The 18,808-nt window shown below is 64.6% G+C and carries 18 protein-coding genes and 1 pseudogene; 8 read left to right on the top strand and 11 right to left on the bottom strand.

The window, feature by feature from the left end:
- Positions 1-65 precede the first annotated feature (65 nt).
- Positions 66-1,124 carry a type III polyketide synthase gene (locus RUH75_RS02295; protein ID WP_313801775.1) on the top strand — a complete coding sequence of 353 codons (1,059 nt, stop codon included), beginning with the start codon at positions 66-68 and terminating at the stop codon, positions 1,122-1,124.
- Positions 1,124-2,254, top strand: coding sequence for an FAD-dependent monooxygenase (locus tag RUH75_RS02290; protein WP_313801772.1), 1,131 nt, complete (start codon positions 1,124-1,126; stop codon positions 2,252-2,254). Before RUH75_RS02295 ends, RUH75_RS02290 begins: the two co-directional genes overlap by 1 nt.
- Here the strand turns inward: RUH75_RS02290 and RUH75_RS02285 are convergent.
- Entirely contained in the window at positions 2,184-2,882 is a 699-nt protein-coding gene (locus RUH75_RS02285; protein ID WP_313801843.1) for a methyltransferase domain-containing protein, read from the bottom strand. The two genes, RUH75_RS02290 and RUH75_RS02285, sit on opposite strands and share 71 nt — an antisense overlap.
- 49 nt (positions 2,883-2,931) lie before the next feature.
- On the opposite strand from RUH75_RS02285, the gene RUH75_RS02280 reads away from it, so the two are divergent.
- Entirely contained in the window at positions 2,932-3,333 is a 402-nt protein-coding gene (locus tag RUH75_RS02280; RefSeq protein ID WP_313801770.1) for a DUF2147 domain-containing protein, read from the top strand.
- A 6-nt stretch (positions 3,334-3,339) separates the two neighbouring features.
- Here RUH75_RS02280 and RUH75_RS02275 read toward each other — a convergent pair whose 3' ends face one another.
- The 5 genes from RUH75_RS02275 to RUH75_RS02255 all read right to left on the bottom strand — a co-directional run bounded on the left by RUH75_RS02275 (position 3,340) and on the right by RUH75_RS02255 (position 9,772).
- A complete protein-coding gene (locus tag RUH75_RS02275; RefSeq protein ID WP_313801768.1) occupies positions 3,340-4,290 on the bottom strand; it encodes a class I SAM-dependent methyltransferase in 951 nt (316 codons plus the stop codon).
- Positions 4,248-5,528, bottom strand: coding sequence for an HD-GYP domain-containing protein (locus RUH75_RS02270; protein WP_313801766.1), 1,281 nt, complete (start codon positions 5,526-5,528; stop codon positions 4,248-4,250). The genes RUH75_RS02275 and RUH75_RS02270 overlap by 43 nt, the downstream gene beginning before the upstream one ends.
- Positions 5,529-5,589: 61 nt before the next feature.
- Entirely contained in the window at positions 5,590-7,044 is a 1,455-nt protein-coding gene (locus tag RUH75_RS02265) for an efflux transporter outer membrane subunit (RefSeq protein WP_313801764.1), read from the bottom strand.
- Positions 7,045-7,055: 11 nt separating this feature from the next.
- A complete protein-coding gene (locus tag RUH75_RS02260) occupies positions 7,056-8,609 on the bottom strand; it encodes a DHA2 family efflux MFS transporter permease subunit (protein ID WP_313801762.1) in 1,554 nt (517 codons plus the stop codon).
- Entirely contained in the window at positions 8,606-9,772 is a 1,167-nt protein-coding gene (locus RUH75_RS02255; protein ID WP_313801761.1) for an HlyD family secretion protein, read from the bottom strand. Before RUH75_RS02255 ends, RUH75_RS02260 begins: the two co-directional genes overlap by 4 nt.
- An 80-nt stretch (positions 9,773-9,852) precedes the next feature.
- On the opposite strand from RUH75_RS02255, the gene RUH75_RS02250 reads away from it, so the two are divergent.
- Positions 9,853-10,284, top strand: coding sequence for a MarR family winged helix-turn-helix transcriptional regulator (locus tag RUH75_RS02250; protein WP_313801759.1), 432 nt, complete (start codon positions 9,853-9,855; stop codon positions 10,282-10,284).
- A 248-nt stretch (positions 10,285-10,532) separates the two neighbouring features.
- Here the strand turns inward: RUH75_RS02250 and ilvD are convergent, their stop codons facing one another.
- Positions 10,533-12,386, bottom strand: coding sequence for a dihydroxy-acid dehydratase (ilvD, locus tag RUH75_RS02245; RefSeq protein WP_313801757.1), 1,854 nt, complete (start codon positions 12,384-12,386; stop codon positions 10,533-10,535).
- Between the two features lie 130 nt (positions 12,387-12,516).
- Here ilvD and RUH75_RS02240 point away from each other — a divergent pair, with 130 nt between their 5' ends.
- A complete protein-coding gene (locus RUH75_RS02240; protein WP_313801755.1) occupies positions 12,517-13,458 on the top strand; it encodes a LysR family transcriptional regulator in 942 nt (313 codons plus the stop codon).
- A gap of 114 nt (positions 13,459-13,572) precedes the next feature.
- On the opposite strand, the gene RUH75_RS02235 is transcribed toward RUH75_RS02240, so the two are convergent.
- A complete protein-coding gene (locus RUH75_RS02235; RefSeq protein WP_313801753.1) occupies positions 13,573-14,370 on the bottom strand; it encodes a DUF2189 domain-containing protein in 798 nt (265 codons plus the stop codon).
- Between the two features lie 174 nt (positions 14,371-14,544).
- Here RUH75_RS02235 and RUH75_RS02230 point away from each other — a divergent pair.
- A pseudogene (locus RUH75_RS02230) lies at positions 14,545-14,682 on the top strand (LysR family transcriptional regulator); the annotation flags it as partial.
- A 27-nt stretch (positions 14,683-14,709) separates the two neighbouring features.
- Here the strand turns inward: RUH75_RS02230 and RUH75_RS02225 are convergent.
- Positions 14,710-15,129: a BLUF domain-containing protein gene (locus tag RUH75_RS02225; RefSeq protein ID WP_313801751.1), complete on the bottom strand. Its 420-nt coding sequence runs from the start codon at positions 15,127-15,129 to the stop codon at positions 14,710-14,712.
- A gap of 202 nt (positions 15,130-15,331) precedes the next feature.
- Between RUH75_RS02225 and RUH75_RS02220 the strand changes: the two genes are divergently transcribed.
- Positions 15,332-16,021 carry a Crp/Fnr family transcriptional regulator gene (locus tag RUH75_RS02220; protein ID WP_313801749.1) on the top strand — a complete coding sequence of 230 codons (690 nt, stop codon included), beginning with the start codon at positions 15,332-15,334 and terminating at the stop codon, positions 16,019-16,021.
- 622 nt (positions 16,022-16,643) lie between these two features.
- Entirely contained in the window at positions 16,644-17,366 is a 723-nt protein-coding gene (phbB, locus tag RUH75_RS02215) for an acetoacetyl-CoA reductase (RefSeq protein WP_313801747.1), read from the top strand.
- A 152-nt stretch (positions 17,367-17,518) separates the two neighbouring features.
- Here the strand turns inward: phbB and RUH75_RS02210 are convergent, their stop codons facing one another.
- Entirely contained in the window at positions 17,519-17,974 is a 456-nt protein-coding gene (locus RUH75_RS02210; RefSeq protein WP_313801841.1) for a YaiI/YqxD family protein, read from the bottom strand.
- Between the two features lie 20 nt (positions 17,975-17,994).
- A complete protein-coding gene (gene yaaA, locus RUH75_RS02205) occupies positions 17,995-18,747 on the bottom strand; it encodes a peroxide stress protein YaaA (RefSeq protein WP_313801745.1) in 753 nt (250 codons plus the stop codon).
- Between the last annotated feature and the right edge of the window lie 61 nt (positions 18,748-18,808).

The following is an 18,808-nucleotide window of genomic DNA, read 5'->3' as shown; positions in this document are numbered from 1 at the left end:
GGCACTGAAACTGATCCTTTCCCACGATCGGACGTTTCGCGAGAGGCAGGAGACAGAACGACCCGATGACGCGTGCCCGCATCAATGCCATCGGCTGCGCCGTGCCCGCGCAGGACATGCATGCTTCCTTCATCCAATGGGCGAGCCGGCAGCTCGATGACCCGCGCGAACGGCAGCTTTTCCTGCGCATGGCCGAACGGTCGGGCATCGACCATCGCTGGTGCGTGCTGCCGCCGACGGCTCAGGGCGGGTCGCCGGTCGATCCGGGCGGTTTCTATGCCGGAGAGATGCCGCCGACTTCCCTCAGGATGCGACGCTATGCGGACTATGCCCCGGCGCTGGCGCTGGAGGCGATATCCCGGCTGAAGGAACAGGTGGCGCTCGACCGCATCACGCATCTGGTGGTGGCGAGCTGCACCGGCTTCGTCGCGCCGGGCATCGACCAGATCATTGCCGGGCGGCTGGGGTTGGAGGGCGTGGAACGAACGCTGGTGGGCTTCATGGGCTGCTATGCCGCGGTCGCGGCCTTGCGCACGGCGCGGCATATCGTCCGTTCGGAGCCCGATGCGCGGGTGCTGGTGGTGACGGTCGAGCTGTCCTCGCTCCATTTCCAGCCGGAACGGCAGATCGGGCGGCTGCTGATGATGCTCCAGTTCGCCGATGGCGCGGCGGCGGCGCTGGTGACGGGGGAGGCCCAGGGGGTGGCGATCGACCGTCCCTTTTCGGTGAATCTGGCGGATTCGGCGGAACTGATCCGCTGGGATATCGGCGATAGCGGCTTTGTCATGCATCTGTCCGGCGAAGTGCCGGGCCGCATTCAGGCGGCGCTGGACGATCCGGCGATCCGCCGCCGCATGTGGGGCAGCGATGATCCGGGCCAGATCGACCATTGGGCCGTGCATGCGGGCGGGCGCTCCATCCTCGACGCGGTGGAACATGGATTGGGGCTGGAAGAAGATGCGCTCGCGCCGTCGCGCAGCGTGCTGGCGCGGTTCGGCAACATGTCCTCCTCCACGCTGATGTTCATTCTGGGCGATATGCTGAGCCAGGCGCGGCGCGGCGTCGCTCTGGCTTTCGGGCCGGGGCTGGCGGCCGAGGGGTTCCGGTTCGAAGGGGTCGCCTGATGCGTCCCGTTCCGGCGTTGATCGTCGGCGGCGGGCCAGCGGGCGCGGCGGCCGCGATCATGCTGGCGCGCGCGGGCGTGGCGGCGCATCTGATCGATCGCCATGCCGGGCCGCATGAGAGCGTGTGTGGCGGCTTTCTGGGCTGGGATGCGCTGGCGGCGCTGCGCGATCTGGGCGTGGATGCGCTGGCGCTGGGCGCGCGGCCGATCGGACGGTTGCGGCTGCTGTCGGGAGAACGCTGCGTCGAACTGGCCTTGCCTCATGCGGCGGCGGGGCTGTCGCGGCGGGTGCTGGATGAGGCGCTGATCGGGCGGGCGCGGGCGGTGGGCGCGACGGTCCTTCGCGGGCGGGCGGTGCGCGCGGCTGATCCGGCAGGCCGCTCGATCCGCTTCGATGATGGGGAGGAACTGGCGGGTGGGGCGCTGTTCCTCGCGACCGGCAAGCATGAGCTGAGGGGACTGGCGCGCGATCTTGGGCAGCGTAGGGAAGCGCCCTGCGCCGGACTTCGCGCGGTGCTGCCGGGCTGCCCCACGCTGGCAGGGGTGATCGAGATGCACCTGTTCGACCGGGGCTATGCCGGGCTGCTGTTGCAGGAGGACGGATCGGCCAATCTCTGCCTTTCGGTCGCGCGAGAACGGCTGGCGGGCGGCGTGGCCGCGCTGATGGCGGAGATCATGGCGGAGGCGCCACGGTTGGCGGCGCGGATGGACGGCAAAATGCCCGCGCATTTCGAAGCCATTGCCGGCGTGCCCTATGGCTGGCGCGTCGCGGCGACCGCGCCCGGCATCTTCCGCATCGGCGATCAGGGCGCGGTGATTGCCTCGCTGGCGGGGGACGGCATCGCCATCGCGCTCGGCAGCGGGATGAGCGCGGCGCAGACCTTCGCAGGCGGCGGGCCCGAGGCAGCGGAACGCTGGCAGGCGCAGTGGCATCGTCGCAGCCGCCGCCCGATCGGCATTGCCGAAGCCCTGCGCCGTGGCGCGGCCGGGCCGGTCGGCCGGGCCTTACTGATGCGATTGCTGCGCTGGATGCCGGGGCTTGGCGCGCAGGCGGCGTTGCTTACCCGCGTATCCGCTCGACGCACAGGCGAAAGGCGAAGCGGCGCACGATCCGCACCTGGTCCGGACTGATGCCGGCCTGCGGCAGCAATTCCGCCCAGTCTCTTCGGCGGAAGGCGCGGGCGATCGATAGTTGGCCGTCCTCCCGCACGATGCGGTGGACGCGCAGCAGCCGGGCGAGCAGGGGAAAGCCCCAATGGGCAAAGCCATGACGATGCAGGTCGCAGATCAGCCAGCCCATCCGGGCATGCGCCTCCATATGGCGCAGAAAGGTCATCAGCTGCGCGTCGGTCATATGATGCGTGACCTGACTGGAGATGATGAAGTCGAACCGCTCCGGCTGGTTGAGATAGTCCCCCGCGCGATAGTCGATGCGCAGGTCGGCCGGAGTCGCGCTGCGGGCGGCGTGCAGGCTTTTCTCATTGAGGTCGACGCCGATCAGTTCGGCCCCGATTCCACGCTTTCTGGCCCAGCGGGCGACGGCGCGCAATATGTCGCCGTCGCCGAAGCCGACGTCGAGCAGGCGGAAATGCCGCGCCGATCCGATGGCGCGGTTCAGGAAGGCGATGGTCGGCCAGGCGGTGAAGGTCCAGCGGTTGACCCGCGCCAGATCGTGCAGCACGCGCTCGTAGACGGCGGGGTCGAGGTCCGGCGCGTCCATCTGTTCTTCCTGGCGCGATCGGATCGAAAGGTCGGCCATGATGCGCTCCATTCTGCTGCTGGCCATTTTAGCGCAAAGAGGTGAGGTCATGGGATATTTTTCCATGTTGCTGCTGCTGGCCGCGGGGACATCGCCGCCCGGCGTCGAAGGCAACTGGCTGACCGACGACGGGAAGGGCGTGGTGCAGATCGCCCCCTGCGGCGCGCATATGTGCGGGCGGATCGCGCGGGTGCTGGACAAAGGGCCGGGCGTGCCGGCGAGCGATATCAACAATCCCGATCCCAAGCTGCGCGGACAGCCGATCCTGGGGCTGGTCACTTTATCGGGTTTCAGCCGGGATGGCGCAGTCTGGAAGGACGGGCGTGCCTATGATCCCAAGTCGGGGCGGAGCTATCGGGCAAGCTTGAGGCTGAATCCCGACGGATCGCTCAAGGTGACGGGGTGCGTGCTGTTCATCTGCCAGTCGCGCCGCTGGACGCGGATGCGGTGAGGCGATTCACGTCGGACAAGACAACGCTTCCCCTTTCTCCCAGACAAAAATCCCATAGCGCATCGCACCGGTACGGAGCGCCAGGATCAGGCGCGGCAGGCTGAGGATGAAGCTGCGGTTCCGCGTTTTCCGGCTGAGCGCGAGGCGGCGCAGGGCGGGATCGGTCACCATGCGCCCGGCGAAGCGGCGCAGGCAGATCGTCCAGGTGCGGCGGACGCGGGCGCTGGCATCCTCATAGTCGCGCAAGGCGAAACCGGCATTGGCGGCGAGCGCTTCATAATCCGTCCGGCTGCCCATGCCGGGAAGCTGTCCCTCGCGGCAGATCGGTTCCAGCAGATGGCGGATTTCCCAGGGGCGGGCATCCTCCCCCGCCAGCCAGGCGCAGACCACCAGCCGTCCGCCGGGCCGCAGTACTCGCGCCGCCTGCGTGAAGAAGCGGGCCTTGTCGACCATATGTTCGGAACTTTCGATCGCATAGGCCCGGTCGAAGCTGGCGTCGGGCAGGTCATTGTGCAGCCAGTCGCGCAGCAGGCAGGTGAAGCGGGGCGAAGGACGGGCATTGGCGACTTTCTCCTGCGCGGCGGAGAGGGTGAGGCCGATGATCCCGACATCATGGCGCGCCGCTATACGCGCGGCGGTGGCGCCATAGCCGCAGCCGATGTCGCACAGCATCTGGCCCGGTTTCAGCGCCAGCCGTTCCTCCACCAGTTCCGCCAGCGCGTCGGCCGCCTCCGCCGGGCTTTCGCCGCCCGTCCGCCAATAGCCATGATGCACATGTTCGCCCCAGATCCGCCGATAGGCGAGGTCCAGCTCGTCATAATGGGCAGCGACGCCTGCCACGGTCGAGGGCAGCTTCGGCACGATCATGCGGGTCTTATCCACCCGCCCGCGCCCCTCGGCAAGCCCGTCGGCTTTCAGCCAGCTGCCGCGAGCAACCGGGCGCTCAGCGCGGGCCATTCGGCCATGTCCCACCCCTCGGGCGTTTCGCGGGTCATGATCTGGTCCGCGCCGAAACAATGGGCCAGGTCGATATCCTCCGCCTTCACGAAGCTGCGGTCGTTGAGCGAGTAGAAGGGGCGGACCCTGGGCAGGGTCAGGTCGTCGGGATTCTGGTCGACGACGATCGCCAGCCGATGGGAACGCAGCCGCACCAGCGACCCGATGGGATAAATGCCCACCGCCCGTTGGAAAGCCTGAAAAATCTCCGGATCATAGAGCGTCTGCGCTTCATTCAGCATCAGCAGCGCGCGGGACGGGTCCTCGCCATGGCGGTGGATGCGGTTGGACGTCATCGCGTCATAGGTGTCGCAGATCGCCGCCATGCGGGCGAACAGGCCGATCTCCTCCCCCTTCAGCCCATGGGGATAGCCGCTGCCGTCGAGCCGTTCATGATGATGCAGGCAGACATCCAGCACCGATTCGGGCATTTCGCCGCCCAAGGCCAGAAATTCATGCGCCAGCGTGGTGTGGCTCTTCACCACCTCCCATTCCTGCGGGGTAAGCGGGCTGTCCTTGTCCCAGCTTTCCTGCGGCACATGGCCCATGCCGACATCCATCAGCAATCCGGCAAGCCCCGCCTGCTGCACCTCCCCGGGGGATAGCCGCAATTGCTGGGCCAGGCCGATCATCAGCGCGCAGACGGAAAGCGCGTGGAGGTAGAGATATTCGCTCGTGTTCTTCAGCCGCGTCATCGCCATGAAGGCATGGGGATTGCGTTGGATGGAGCTGGAAATCTCATCGATCATCGGCTCCAGCTTCTTGATCCTGATCGCGTTGCCCAGGCGGGAATCATCGAAAATCTTCTGCATCGTGCGCACGGACTTGCGGGCCAGACGATTGGCATGAACCATTTCGGCCCTGGTCGACAGCTTCTCCTTCGACAGCGGGTCGAAGGGGCGGGCGGCAGCCGCGGGCACGGCGCGGCGGGCGATGGTGGCGCCAGCGCGGCCGAAGGAACGGTCGCGCGGGTCCAGCAGGCCGCGGGCGGGCGGTGGCGCTTCCCTTGGCTTCAGGTCGGCGCCACGCCTTATGTCGATCTGGACCCACTCGACCTTGCTGGCCTTCAGCGTCGCCAACTGGTCAGGGTCGTCCAGCAATATCCTGCTTTTCCAGAAGGGGTGGGAAAACCACGATCCTTCCAGCTTGTGGAGAAACATGCCCAGTTCGACATCCTGGGTTCGGATTCTTTTCAACATTGCGCGGCCCCGATCTTATCGCCGCATTTCGCTCCCAAAGCCTTGCGGAAAGGTTAAGTCCCTACCGCCAGCCAAGGCCAAGCGCCTTTTGCAGGGCGATGTAATCCGCCGTCATCGACGCCGTTGCCTGCGTCAGCGCCTGCGCCGCCGACAGGCTCTGCCTTTCCGCGTCCAGCAACTGGATGCGGGTCGCGGTGCCTGCCGCGAAGCGTTGGCGCATCAGCGCGGCTACGCGGTCGGCCGACGCCCTGGACCGCGCCGCGCTGGCGACGCTCAGCCGTCGCGCACCGAAGCGGGCGAGGGCGTCCTCGCCGTCGCGCAGGGCGTTCAGGACCGCCTGGCGATATTGGGCGGCGGCTTCGTCGCGCGCGCCCTCGGCCTGATCGATGCGGGCGGCATTGCGGCCGAAGTCGAGAAAGCTCCAGCTGAGGCGCGGCATGGCGATGGTGGCCAGCTTGTCGAAATCGACCAGATCGCCGGGACTGGTGCCGCCAAGGCCGATCAGGCCCATGAAGCTGAGGCTGGGGAAACGGGCTGCTTCCGCGACGCCGATCGTCGCGGTGGCGGCGGCGTATCGGCGCTCCGCCGCGCGGATATCGGGGCGCCGCTTCAGCAGCGCGGCGGGATCGCCGACGGGGACTTGCGCAGGCGGCAGCGGCACGGCGGCGGGCGACCCCAGCATCGCGTCGAGCGTGCCCGGCGCTTCCCCGGCCAGCGTCGCCAGCGCGTTCAGATAGGCATCGCGATCGGCATTCAGCGGCAGGATGGCGGCTTCGGCCTGCTCGAGCAGGTCGCGCTGCTGCTCCAGTTCCAGCGCGGAAGCGGTGCCCTGATGCTGGCGTTGTTCGGTGAGGCGCAGCCTCTCGCGCTGCCGGGCGGCATTGTCCCGTGCCAGCGCGATGCGCTGCTGCCGGTCGCGCAGATTGACATACGCCTTCGCGATTTCGGCGGTCAGGCTGACCTGCGCGTCCGCGACATCGGCCTGCGCGGCGCCCGATTGCGCTCGTGCCGCCTCGACCCCGCGCCGCCTGCCGCCCCACAGATCGGCTTCCCAGCTGGCGTCGAAGCCCAGATTATAGAGGTTGAGCGACTGGCTGCCGTCGCCGGACTCCTCCCCTTCATCGGAACTGCCAAGGTCCAGCCCCGGCACGGTCGCATGAACATAGATGGCGGAGGCATTGGTGCTGGGCAGCGCATTGGCCTTTTCCCCCCGCAGCGAAGCGCGGGCCTGCCGCACGCGTGCCTGAGCGGCCGCGATGCCGGGATTGGCCGCGAGCGCACGGGTTTCCAGCGCGTCGAGCACGGGATCGCCCAGTGCGGTCCACCAGTCGGCGGCTGCGGGCGCGTCTGTCCTGGCGTCGTCCGGCGCGCGGGCGAAGGATGCGGGCGGGGTGACGGCACTGGCTGCGCCCGGCCCGTGATAATCCGGCCCGGCGGTGCAGGCGGGCAGCACAAGAAGGGCCAATGCGGGGAAGGCCAAGGCGGGAAGGGAAGGCGCGGTCAGTGGGAAACGCATGGAAACCAGCCTTAATGCATTGCGATGGCTTGCCCGTGCGGCAAGGGGCGCAGGAACAGGACCAGCGGCAGCACGGCAAGGATGCCGACCGCCAGCATCGTGAAAATGTCGTTATAGGTCATTACCAGCGCCTCCCGCTGGATCGTGCCGGACAGCATCCGCAGCGCCGCTTCATGGCTGCCCAGGCTATGGCTCAGCCCGCCGATATAGTCCTGCACCCGATCGCTGTTGGCGTTCAGGCTTTCTTCCATGCGGCGGCTGTGGAACCATGTCCGCTGGTCCTGGATAGTGGCGATTCCGGCCAGCGCCAGCGATCCGCCCAGATTGCGGACGGCGTTGAACAGCCCCGCGGCATCGCCCGCATCCTCGCGCGGGACGGACGCGATGGCGGCCTGGTTGAGGAACAGGAAGCCGAAGACGCTGCCGATGCCCCGCAGCAATTGCGATTCCACGAAGTCATAGCCGACCGCCTGATTGGTCAGCACCGTATCGACCCAGCAGCTTGTCGCCATGACCAACAGCCCGGCGCTGACCGCGATGCGGATGTCCAGATGCCGGATCAGCAGCGGGGTCAGCGGCATCAGCATCAGGCTGGGAATGCCTGAAAGCAGGACGATCCGGCCCGATTGCAGCGCGTCATAACCTGCAATGGCAGCCAGGAACTGCGGAATGACGAAGGCGGTGCCATAGAGCATCATGCCGATCACCAGCCCCATCAGCGCCACTGCGCCGAACTGGCGGTCAAGCAGCAGTTTCAGGCGGATGACCGGCCGTCTGGCGAAATACTGGCCGGCGAAGAGCAGGAGGAAGCCGATGCCGGAGACGATCGACATGATCACGATTTCGCCGCTCTGGAACCATTGTTCGCGCTGTCCTTCCTCGAGCACGATGGTAAGGCCGCCCAGGCCCAGCGCCATGCCGGCAATGCCCAGCCAGTCGGCTTGCCAGAACTCGCTGAGGGTGGGCTTCTGATGCGGCATCGTCGCCAGCAGCAGGGTGATCAGCAATATGCCCACCGGCAGGTTGATGAAAAAGGCATAGTGCCAGCTGATATTCTCCGTCAGCCAGCCGCCGACCAGCGGACCCAGCACCGGCCCCAATATGGCCGTGACCCCGAACAGCGCGTTGCCGATCGGCTGCTGCGACCGGGGCAGGCGCGTGGCGATGATCGTCATCGCTGTGGGGATCAGCGCGCCGCCGGTGAAACCCTGTCCGACGCGGCCGATGATCATGGTCGTCAGATTGTCGGCAAAGCCGCACAGCATCGAAAAGCCGGTGAACAGGAAGGCCGCGGTCAGCAGCAGGGTGCGCAACCCCAGCAGCCGTTCCAGCCAGGCTGCCAGCGGGATGATGATGATTTCCGCGACCAGATAGGATGTCGCGATCCAGGTGCCTTCGGTGCCGCTGGCGCCGATTTCGCCCTGGATCGTGGGCAGGGCGGAATTGACGATGGAGATGTCCAGCGTCGCCATCATAGCGCCCAGGCTGCCCGCCACCACGGCCAGCCAGGCGCTGGCGTCGGCGCGCTCGGGTGCCGGCGGGACGTGCGCGGCGGTGGCGTTCACCGGCCTATCCGCGCGTTATGCCGCTCCTGCTCCCGCCGGATTCGCGCTGCGGCATCCCTGGCCGACCGGGTGTCGACGGACACCTCGACCGACATGCCGGGGATCAGCAATCTGCGCGTTTCGGGACCGACGCTGACCGCGATGCGGACGGGGATGCGCTGGACGATCTTGGTGAAATTGCCCGTGGCATTTTGCGGTGGCAGGACGGAAAATTGCGCGCCGGTGCCGGGCGCGATGCTTGCCACATGGCCGGGCAGTTCGACGCCGGGCAGCGCGTCCACCTCGATCGTCACCGGCTGCCCGACGCGCATCAGGCCCAGTTGCGTTTCCTTGAAATTCGCCTCGACATAAAGGCTGGCCTTGGGAACCAGCGTCATCAGACGGGCGGCGGCCTGGATGAACTGGCCTTGCCGCACGCTCTTGTCGCCGATGCGGCCGTCCACGGCGGCGCGCAGGATGGTGGCTTCCACATCGGTATTGGCGGCCGACAGCAGGGCGCGGGCAGCCTCTCCCTGCGCCTGCGCCTGCCTGACCTGCGCTTCCAGCGTGGCCACCCGCTTCCGTGCGCTGGTCAGCATCGCCCGTGCGGCGGCGGCCTTGGCCTGCGCCTGGGCTGCCTGATTCTGAAGTTCCGACAGGCGCTCGCGCGTTTCCGCGCCGCTCGCCGCCAGCGGGCGATAGCGCGCCACCTCGCTCGCGGCGAAGGCGGCATTGGCATTGGCGGCCATCAGTTCCGCTTCCGCCCGCGCGATGGCGGCGTGCTGCTCCGCGATCTGGGCCGCAACGCCCGCGGCACTGGCCTTGGCCACGTCGATCTGCGCCACGGACTGCGCCGCCTGCGCCCGATAATCGCGCGGGTCGATCTGGACCAGTGGCTGCCCCGCCTTCACGTCCTGATTCTCATCCACGAACACGCGATCGACATAGCCGGACACCTTGGGAGTGACGGTGATCGAATCGGCCTGGATATAGGCGTCGTTGGTCGATTCCTGATATTTGCCGAAGCTTTCGAAACGGATGAACCACAGCACGCCGCCGACGATCAGGACCAGCGCCGCCAGCAGCAAAATGAAGCGCAGGCGAGGGTTTTTGAGCCGGGAGGATCGGCCCGGCCGCGAGTCGCCTGCTGAGAAGGAAGAGGACGCCACCGTGTCTGAACTCATGAAAAAAAACCCACCAATCTCACCGTGATCCCTATGATCGCCATTGCAGCATGGCGCAATACCATTTATTGAGGTCCCTCATGAATATTTCCGACGAACAGCTGCTGACGGACCTGTTTCGCGTGATCACCTTGCTGCGCAGGGTCTTCGACCGGGCCATGACGGAGCAGGGCGCCTCGCTCGCCCAGACGAAGGTTCTGATGTGCATAAAGGCGCGCCCGGGCACCGCGCGGGCGGCGGATATCGCCGAGATGATGAGCATTGCGCCGCGAACCGTGACGGAGGCGCTGGACGGACTGGAGCGCGACGGGCTGATCCAGCGGGTCCCGGACAGGGAGGATCGGCGGGTCAAGCGGCTGGCCATGACCCCCGCCGGAGAGGCGGCGGTCGCCGTCACGGAACCCCTGCGCCGCCAGCTCAGCACCGATGCACTGGCTCCGCTCGACCCGTCCGACAGGCGGCATTTCCATGCTGCATTGCAGAAATTGCTGAAGGGATTGGAGGACGACTGATCCTTTTGATCCGGGCCTTTTTCTCTGATATCATAGCCCCGTCGACCAGGATGAATCCCTGGCGGCTGGGGAGTGTGCGATGGAGCGTATGCATTACAGCATGTGCCAATGCAGCGTCGGTTTGCTGACCTTGTTCAGCGCATCGGCGCTGGCGCTGACCGGCACGCTTTACATCCTGCTCAACTGACAGCATCCCGGCCTGGGGCATGGATGAGCGCGCCGCATCCGCATGCGACGCGCCGTGGGAATCAATCCTTTTCGATCTGGCTGACGTCGCGCACCGCGCCACGGGCTGCATTGGTCGTCAGCGCGGCATAGGCGCGCAGCGCGGGCGAGACATTGCGCTTGCGGCCGAGTGGCTTCCATGCCTTGGCCCCGCGCGCTTCCATCTCCGCCTTGCGGGCGGCAATGACGGCGTCGTCCAGGTCGAGCCTGATCACGCGATTGGGGATGTCGATCAGGATCGGGTCGCCGGTCGCGACCAGCGCGATCAGCCCGCCTTCCGCCGCCTCGGGCGAGACATGACCGATGGAGAGGCCAGATGTGCCACCCGAAAAACGCCCGTCGGTGATCAGCGCGCAGGCTTTGCCCAGACCCTTCGACTTCAAATAGCTGGTCGGGTAGAGCATTTCCTGCATGCCCGGCCCGCCCTTCGGCCCTTCATAGCGGATGACGACGACGTCGCCTGCCTTGACCTCATTGCCCAATATGCCCGCGACCGCCGCGTCCTGGCTCTCGTAAACCCGTGCGGTGCCGTGGAAGGTGAGGATGGATTCGTCCACGCCCGCCGTCTTCACGATGCAGCCTTCGGGCGCGATATTGCCGGAGAGGACCGCAAGCCCGCCATCCTTGGAGAAGGGATGCTCGGCGCTGCGGATGACGCCTGACACGCGGTCGGTGTCCAGTTCCTTCCAGCGGTTCGACTGGCTGAAGGCCACCGTGGTGCGGACGCCGCCGGGCGCCGCCTTGAAGAATTCCTCCACCGCCGCGCTGTTGGTACGGCTGATGTCCCACCGATTGAGCGCTTCACTCATGGTCGCGCTGTGGACGGTCGGCAGGTTGGTGTCGACCAGCCCAGCCCGGTCGAGCTGGCCCAGGATCGCCATGATGCCGCCGGCGCGGTGGACATCCTCCATGTGGACGTCCTGCTTGGCGGGCGCGACCTTGCAGAGGCAGGGGACGCGGCGCGACAGCCGGTCGATATCGGCCATGGTGAATTCGACTCCGCCTTCATAAGCGGCGGCCAGCAGGTGCAGCACCGTATTGGTCGACCCGCCCATGGCTATGTCCAGGCTCATGGCGTTTTCGAATGCGGCGAAGCTGGCGATGGAGCGCGGCAGGACGGAGGCGTCCTCCTGCTCATACCAGCGCTTGGCGAGATCGACGATGGTGCGCCCGGCCTCCAGGAACAGCTTCTCGCGGTCGCTATGGGTGGCGAGGGTCGAGCCATTGCCCGGCAGCGACAGGCCCAGCGCCTCGGTCAGGCAGTTCATGGAGTTCGCGGTGAACATGCCGGAGCAGGAGCCGCAGGTCGGGCAGGCCGACCGTTCGATCACCTCCACTTCCTCATCGGTATAGCTTTCGTCGGCGGCGGCGACCATGGCGTCGACCAGATCGAGCGCGATGGTCTGGCCGTGGATATCCGCCTTGCCCGCTTCCATCGGCCCGCCCGACACGAAGATGGCAGGGATGTTGAGCCGCATCGCGGCCATCAGCATGCCCGGGGTGATCTTGTCGCAGTTGGAAATGCAGACCAGCGCGTCGGCGGTATGGGCGTTGACCATATATTCGACGCTGTCGGCGATCAGGTCGCGGCTGGGCAGCGAATAGAGCATGCCATCATGGCCCATGGCGATGCCGTCGTCGACCGCGATGGTGTTGAACTCCTTGGCGACGCCACCCGCGGCCTCGATCTCCCGCGCGACCAGCTGGCCCAGGTCCTTCAGGTGCACATGACCCGGCACGAACTGGGTGAAGCTGTTGGCGATGGCGATGATCGGCTTGCCGAAATCCTCGTCCTTCATGCCGGTGGCGCGCCAGAGGCCGCGCGCGCCCGCCATGTTGCGGCCATGGGTGCTGGTGCGGGAACGATAATGCGGCATGTCTGGACTACCCTCAGTTTCTGGCCTCAGTTTCTGGCCTTGATCTTCTGTCTGCGCTGATCTTATCCGATCGCGATCAGGTTGTGAAATATATTGCTCTGGTCTGATAAGGTCGTGTTATGAATGACTGATGGACCTGCGCCAACTCAACCATTTCCTTGCCGTGGCGGAGGAGCTGCATTTCGGGCGTGCGGCGGAGCGGCTGGGCATGACCCAGCCACCGCTCAGTCAGTCGATCATGGCGCTGGAGCGGGAATTGGGCGCGGCGCTGTTCACGCGCACCAAGCGCAATGTCGCATTGACCCCGTTCGGCAGGCAATGGCTGGAACATGTGCGCCCGGCGGTGGGGGCGGTTGCCGACCTTGGCGCCGTCGCGGAACGGCTGCGGCAGGGGACGGTGGGGCGGCTGGCCCTGTCCTTTGTCAGTTCCGCCGATTACAGCATATTGCCCGCTCTGGTCCGGCGCTATTCCACCGCCTTTCCTGATGTCGAAATGACGCTGGCCGAGGCGACCAGCGACGTGCAGATCGCAGCGCTGGTCGAAGGGCGGATCGATGCGGGGCTGCTGATCCCGCCCGCTTCGGGACTGCCTGCTGCCATCGACTATCGCCCGCTGCTGCGCGAACCGTTGATCGCCGCCGTGCCGGAGCCTTGGGTGAAGGAGGGGCGCCTGAGCATCGAAGGCGGCAGGCTGGCGGGCGAGAGCTGGCTGGATCGGCCGCTGCTGTTGTTCCCGCGCCATGTTTCACCGGCCTTTCACGACCTTGTTCTCGATCATTATCGGGCCAAGGGGCGATCCCCGGATGTCCGCCAGCGCGCGATCCAGATGCAGACCATCATCAGCCTTGTTTCCGCGGAAATGGGGATGGCGCTGGTGCCCGCATCGCTGCGCAATCTGGCGCGGACGGGGGTGTGCTATCTGCCGCTGGCCGATGCCGCGCCGGTTCTGGAGACGGGGCTGGCATGGCGGCGGGCGGACGAGACGCCGACGTTGCGGACGCTGGTGGATATTGCCGTTGCGATGATGGAGAAGGAAATCGTCATCCCCACGAAGGCGGGGATGACGATTTAGAGCATCGTGCGGGAAAGTGGGAACCGGTTTTCCGCCAAAAACGATGCGACAACAAAAGAATTAGAGCGCGCGGCCTGCGTCAGATTTAGCGCAGCGCGCTCTAAGCGTGATGCACTACCGCACCACTGCCCGCGTATACAGATGCCAGGTCGCATAGCCCAGCACCGGCAGCACGACGGCGAGGCCGACCAGCGCGGGCAGCGCGCCGACGAACAGCATCGCCACCACGATCAGGCCCCAGGCCGCGACCGTTACCGGATTATGCCATGCCACGCGGCAGGATGTGCGCAGCGCCATGCCCCAGCTGACCGGCTTGTCCACCGCCATGGGGAAGGAGACGACGCTGACCGCCAGCGTCAGCAAGGCAAAGCAGAAGCCGACCAGATTGCCCAGGATGATCATCTGCCACCCTTCGGACGTGCCGAACACCGCCGACAGGAAAGCGCCGACCGAAGATGTCGAACCCGGCACATTTTCCAGCGTGACATGGTAGATGAACCAGGCCGCTGCCATCCACGTCATGAACAGCAGCGCCAGCACGCAGGTCAGGTCGAACAGGGCGGAGCCGCCGGGCTTGCGGATGACGTCAAGGAAATGGCGCCACCGGGCGTCGAGCCCTGCCTCGCGCCGCCGTGCCAGTTCGTAGAAGCCGCTGGCGAAGGCCGGCCCCAGCAGGATGGCGCCCGCGACCAGGGGGAAGATCAACGGCAGTATCGACATCTGGCTGGCGGACATGATCGCCAGAGCGACGATGACCGGATAGATGAAGCCGAGGAACACCAGATCGCCTCGCTTGGCCAGGAAATCGTCCCAGCCTTGCCCGAGGGCAATGCGCAAATCGTCGAAACCGATAGTGCGAATGGAAACATCCTGCCCGGCGGGCGCCGCCTGCGAGGGATGAGCAATTGCCATGGTCCGCTCTCCTGACCGAACGCCATGACGCGCGCCTGTTCTTCAGGTCCTCTGTCGGGACATGCCCGCCTTTCCGGGGCGAGCATCTCTCGGCATGAGGGAGCGCCTCATGGCCAATGGCGGCACCTTACACCCGGATTGCGGGGCTTGCCAGCCATTTGATGCGGCCTACAGTTGCGTCATGATCGCCCCGGCGCCCTGCGCACCTCCCTGGCCGTGTGCCGCGCCAACAGCATCGGCGGCGGGGCGCGGCTGCTTCATATCTCCCAGCCTTCGGTGTCCAATGCGATTGCCCAACTGGAACAGTCGGTCGGCGTGGCGCTATCTCGATCGTGGATTTCACTCAGACAAGGCGACGAGCGACCGGAGCAGCGAGATCATTTCCTGCGTCGCGAAGGGGTCGACGCCGTGGTCATCTTTCCTGACGAGCGGAGCGAGTCGGGATTCCACCAATGCTGCCGGGCCAACATAGGCCATGGACCAGGTGGCGAACCGTCTGGAAACAAGCGCTTCCTCCTCCAGAATCGCGATGTTCCGATGGCGGCTGTCCCGGCGGATGCTGGTCATCAGTTCATCCAGCGCGGATTGGGCGCCTTCCAGAACCTGGACGAAGTTGGAATGCGTGAACATGAGCGCGCCGGTCACGCCAAGCGCTCTATTCCTGTTTCGCGATACTTCGACAATCGCGTTCACCTGCTCCTCGTCGGCGGCGAGCGAAATCATGCTCTCGCTTACATAGATGAGGGAGTGCAGCAACATGGGCTTCAAGCCTGCCTAAGCGATGGATCCACGGGCTATTATACCCATATATTGCCGATGACTCATCCAGGATAATGTGAGAAGCTGCTCAAATCTGGTAATGTCCGCGAACGCTTCCTGTTGAATTAGCAGAGAAGGACGGATCATGGAGGTCAAACAGCATCCGCTCCAGCGCCTGGTCGCCAAGCTGAGTGACAGGTCGATGCTGTCGGATGAGGATCGTGCGGCGGTCCTTGCGCTTCCCTTTTCAACCCGGGTGAAATCGGCTGGACAACATCTGGTCCGTGTCGGCGAAACGCCGACGAGTTGCACGCTGCTGTTGAGCGGCTTTGCGCAACGGTACAGGGTCCTGGCGGATGGCGGTCGCCAGATCGTCGGATTTCACGTCGAAGGTGATTTTGTCGATCTTCATTTTTCGATGCTGCATCGCGCCAGTCAGTGCGTGCAGTTGCTGACCCCCGCAAAAGTCGCCGATATCCCGAAAGATGCGGTTGTCGATCTCATGCATACCCGCCCGGCCGTGGCGGAAGCCATCTGGATCGATTCGCTGGCCGATGCGTCCATTGTCCAGGAATGGGTCGTCAGCATCGGCCGTCGCAGCGCGCGTTCCCGGCTGGCCCATCTTTTTTGCGAACTGGCTCTAAGGCAGGAGCGGGCAGGGCTTGGGCGCCGGTGTAAAATCAGCTTTCCCCTGACGCAGGAGCAGCTTGGCGACGCGCTTGGGCTTACAACCGTTCACATCAACCGAACCGTGAAGATGCTTGAGGCGGAAGGACTGATCCAGCGTCACAAGCGATCAGTCATCATTCCGCAGTGGGACCGCTTGGCTGAAGTGGGTGGTTTCTCCTCCGCCTATCTTCACATGCCGTCACTTGATACCGTTCGTTCGTAAATACTTCCTGTCCATTTTCAATGGATTTACAGCGTCATATAGAGATTTACATCAGTAAAAGTCTGCCATATTTAACAAATTTTAAAAAGAATTTTCCCCGGTTAACTATTTCCCCTGTTGACAGAATCAATGGCGTGATGGACCTTTCCCTTACGGAAAACGAGGATAAATGCATGAAGATGGCTCTACCATAGCCATGCCCCTGATCTGGTGTTGATAGCTCATTGTTGAGAATAATATTTCAGATTCTGTCTGAATATTTTTCATATATCCAGATTTTCTTCCATCCTGACTAAAACTGGTCATGTCGACCCGCGATCTGCCGTCGCCACCCTGTGCGCGCGGATGAGTTGCGGGCGAACGAACGGCCGCGTTCATTGGAGAGCATCATGTCCCTGAACAAGCCTTCTCAGCCGAAACGCTATCCGCTCTCCCTTCTGTGCGCCGTTGAAGCCCTTTATGATTGCCGGCTTTCCGACGCTGGTGAGCAGGTACTGGTGCCGCCACGGTCCCTGGCCCGCAGTCGGGGACGTGCAGCAGTTACGCCGCAATCCTGACGATCTCAGATCAAGACCATGTTTCTTTCAGAAGATGTCTGTCCTTATCCATGATGGGAATCTGAATGACAAAAGTTGCTATCGTCACGGGCGGCACTCGCGGAATTGGCGAAGCCATCAGTTCGACATTGAAGGAACTTGGCTATACCGTGGCCGCCAATTATGCCGGAAATGCAGAAAAAGCCCGAGCATTTACCGCGAGGACCGGCATTGCGGCCTTTCGCTGGAATGTCGGGGATCATCAGGCCTGTCTGGACGGCTGTGCGGAAGTGGCCGCGAAATTGGGACCCATTGACATCATCATCAACAATGCCGGCATCACGCGGGATGGCGTTCTTGCCAAGATGAGCTTCGATGACTGGAATGAAGTCATGCGCATCAACCTTGGCGGCTGCTTCAATATGGCAAAGGCCACCTTTGGCGGGATGCGTGAGCGCGGTTGGGGCCGCATCGTCAATATCGGTTCCGTCAACGGCCAGGCGGGCCAATATGGTCAGGTGAACTATGCCGCTGCCAAGTCCGGGATACATGGTTTCACCAAGGCGCTTGCCCAGGAAGGCGCGAAATATGGCGTAACCGTCAACGCCATAGCGCCGGGCTATATCGACACCGACATGGTGTCCGCCGTCCCCGCGCCCGTGCTTGATAAGATCATCGACAAAATTCCGGTCGGCCGTCTCGGTCAAGCGAATGAGATCGCCCGTGGTGTCGCATTCCTCTGTAGCAACGACGCCGCCTTCATTACGGGCAGCATGCTGTCCATCAACGGCGGACAGCATATGTATTGATGGCAGGCACTATCGAAGGGCTTGTCCGGTATTTCCCCCGTGCGACCCGGAGTCTCTTCTTCAAGAGACTTCGCCTTGGGCCGACATTATGTCGGCCCACTTTTTTTGCGGCAAGCGCATGCATCAATGGCGCGACGGCTTCGCGCCATGATTTATCGTTGAAGCCGTACCACAGTCTCATCCAGCACCGACAGAAAGCGTGATCGATCCGACTTTCCGAATGGCGCGGGCCCGCCAGGTCCGTCACCGATGGCGCCCGCGCGCAAATCCGCCATGATGGCCCGGATCGCCACGGCATTGCCGATGGAGGCGCTGGTGAAGGGCTTCCCCGTCGGCGCTATCACCGCGCCGCATCCGGCCTTCAGGCATCGGTCGGCCAGCAATATGTCGGCGGTCACGATGATGGAGCATGGCGCCACATGCTCGACGATCCAGTCATCCGCCGCATCGAAACCATCGCTCACCACCATGCGTGAGACGAGCGGATGCGCAGGCACCCTGATGGGACTGTTGCTGACGACGATGACGGGCACATCATATCGCCACGCGACCTTGTAGATCTCGTCCTTTACCGGGCAAGCGTCAGCATCGACAAGGATTTGGGGCATGGCCGCCTTGCAGGCGCCACTCATGTCCGGGTGAACCGCCAGCGATCGGTTTCGCTCTCGTCCGCGTCGAAGCGATATCCATCGCTGTCGAAGTCGCGCATTGCCTCCGCATCCGTGACATGATGTTCGCAAAGCCAGCGCGCCATCATGCCGCGCGCGCGCTTGGCGTTGAAGCTCACGAAACGCGGGCCGTTCGGACCGGGTTCGCGAAACTCGACCTCGATCACCCTTATGCCGGCCAGCTTGCCCTTGACGGCCGCGAAATATTCCTGGCTGGCGAGATTGAGTATGATGCCCGATCCTTCTTCGGCAAGCTGCGCACGCAGCAGTGCGGCGATACGGTCGCCCCACCAGTCAGTCAGCTGCTTATGTCCGGGTGCCCACCGCGTGCCCATTTCCAGTCGGTACGGCCGTATGGAGTCAAGCGGTCGAAGGAGGCCATAGAGGCCGGACAGCATCCGCACATGGTTCTGTGCGAAGGCGACGCCCGCATCGTCCAGCGTGTCTACCTCGAAGCCGGTATAGACGTCACCGGCAAAGGCGAACAGCGCTGGCCGCTCCGGCAAATCGGCGAAGTCGCGGAAACGCTCCGCATTGAGCCTGGCGAGACGCGGCGAGATATGCATCAACTTCTCGAGCCGCTCCTCCGTCAGGTCCGCAGCGGATTGAGCGAGGCTGCGCGCCTCCTCGGCGAAGTGCGGCGTGGAAACGGTAAGCGGTGGCAGGGCGCGTTCGAAGTCGAGCGTCTTGGCGGGTGACAGGAGAGCGATCATCGCGCCGCAGGTAATGGCAGCAGGCGCTCGCGTCAAACCATCGACTTTAGCCCTCCATGAC

The sequence above is a fragment of the Sphingobium sp. genome (assembly GCF_032153725.1).
Classification (GTDB): domain Bacteria; phylum Pseudomonadota; class Alphaproteobacteria; order Sphingomonadales; family Sphingomonadaceae; genus Sphingobium.
The sequence above is the reverse complement of the archived record's forward strand: the minus strand, read 5'-3'. Positions and strand labels throughout refer to the sequence as shown.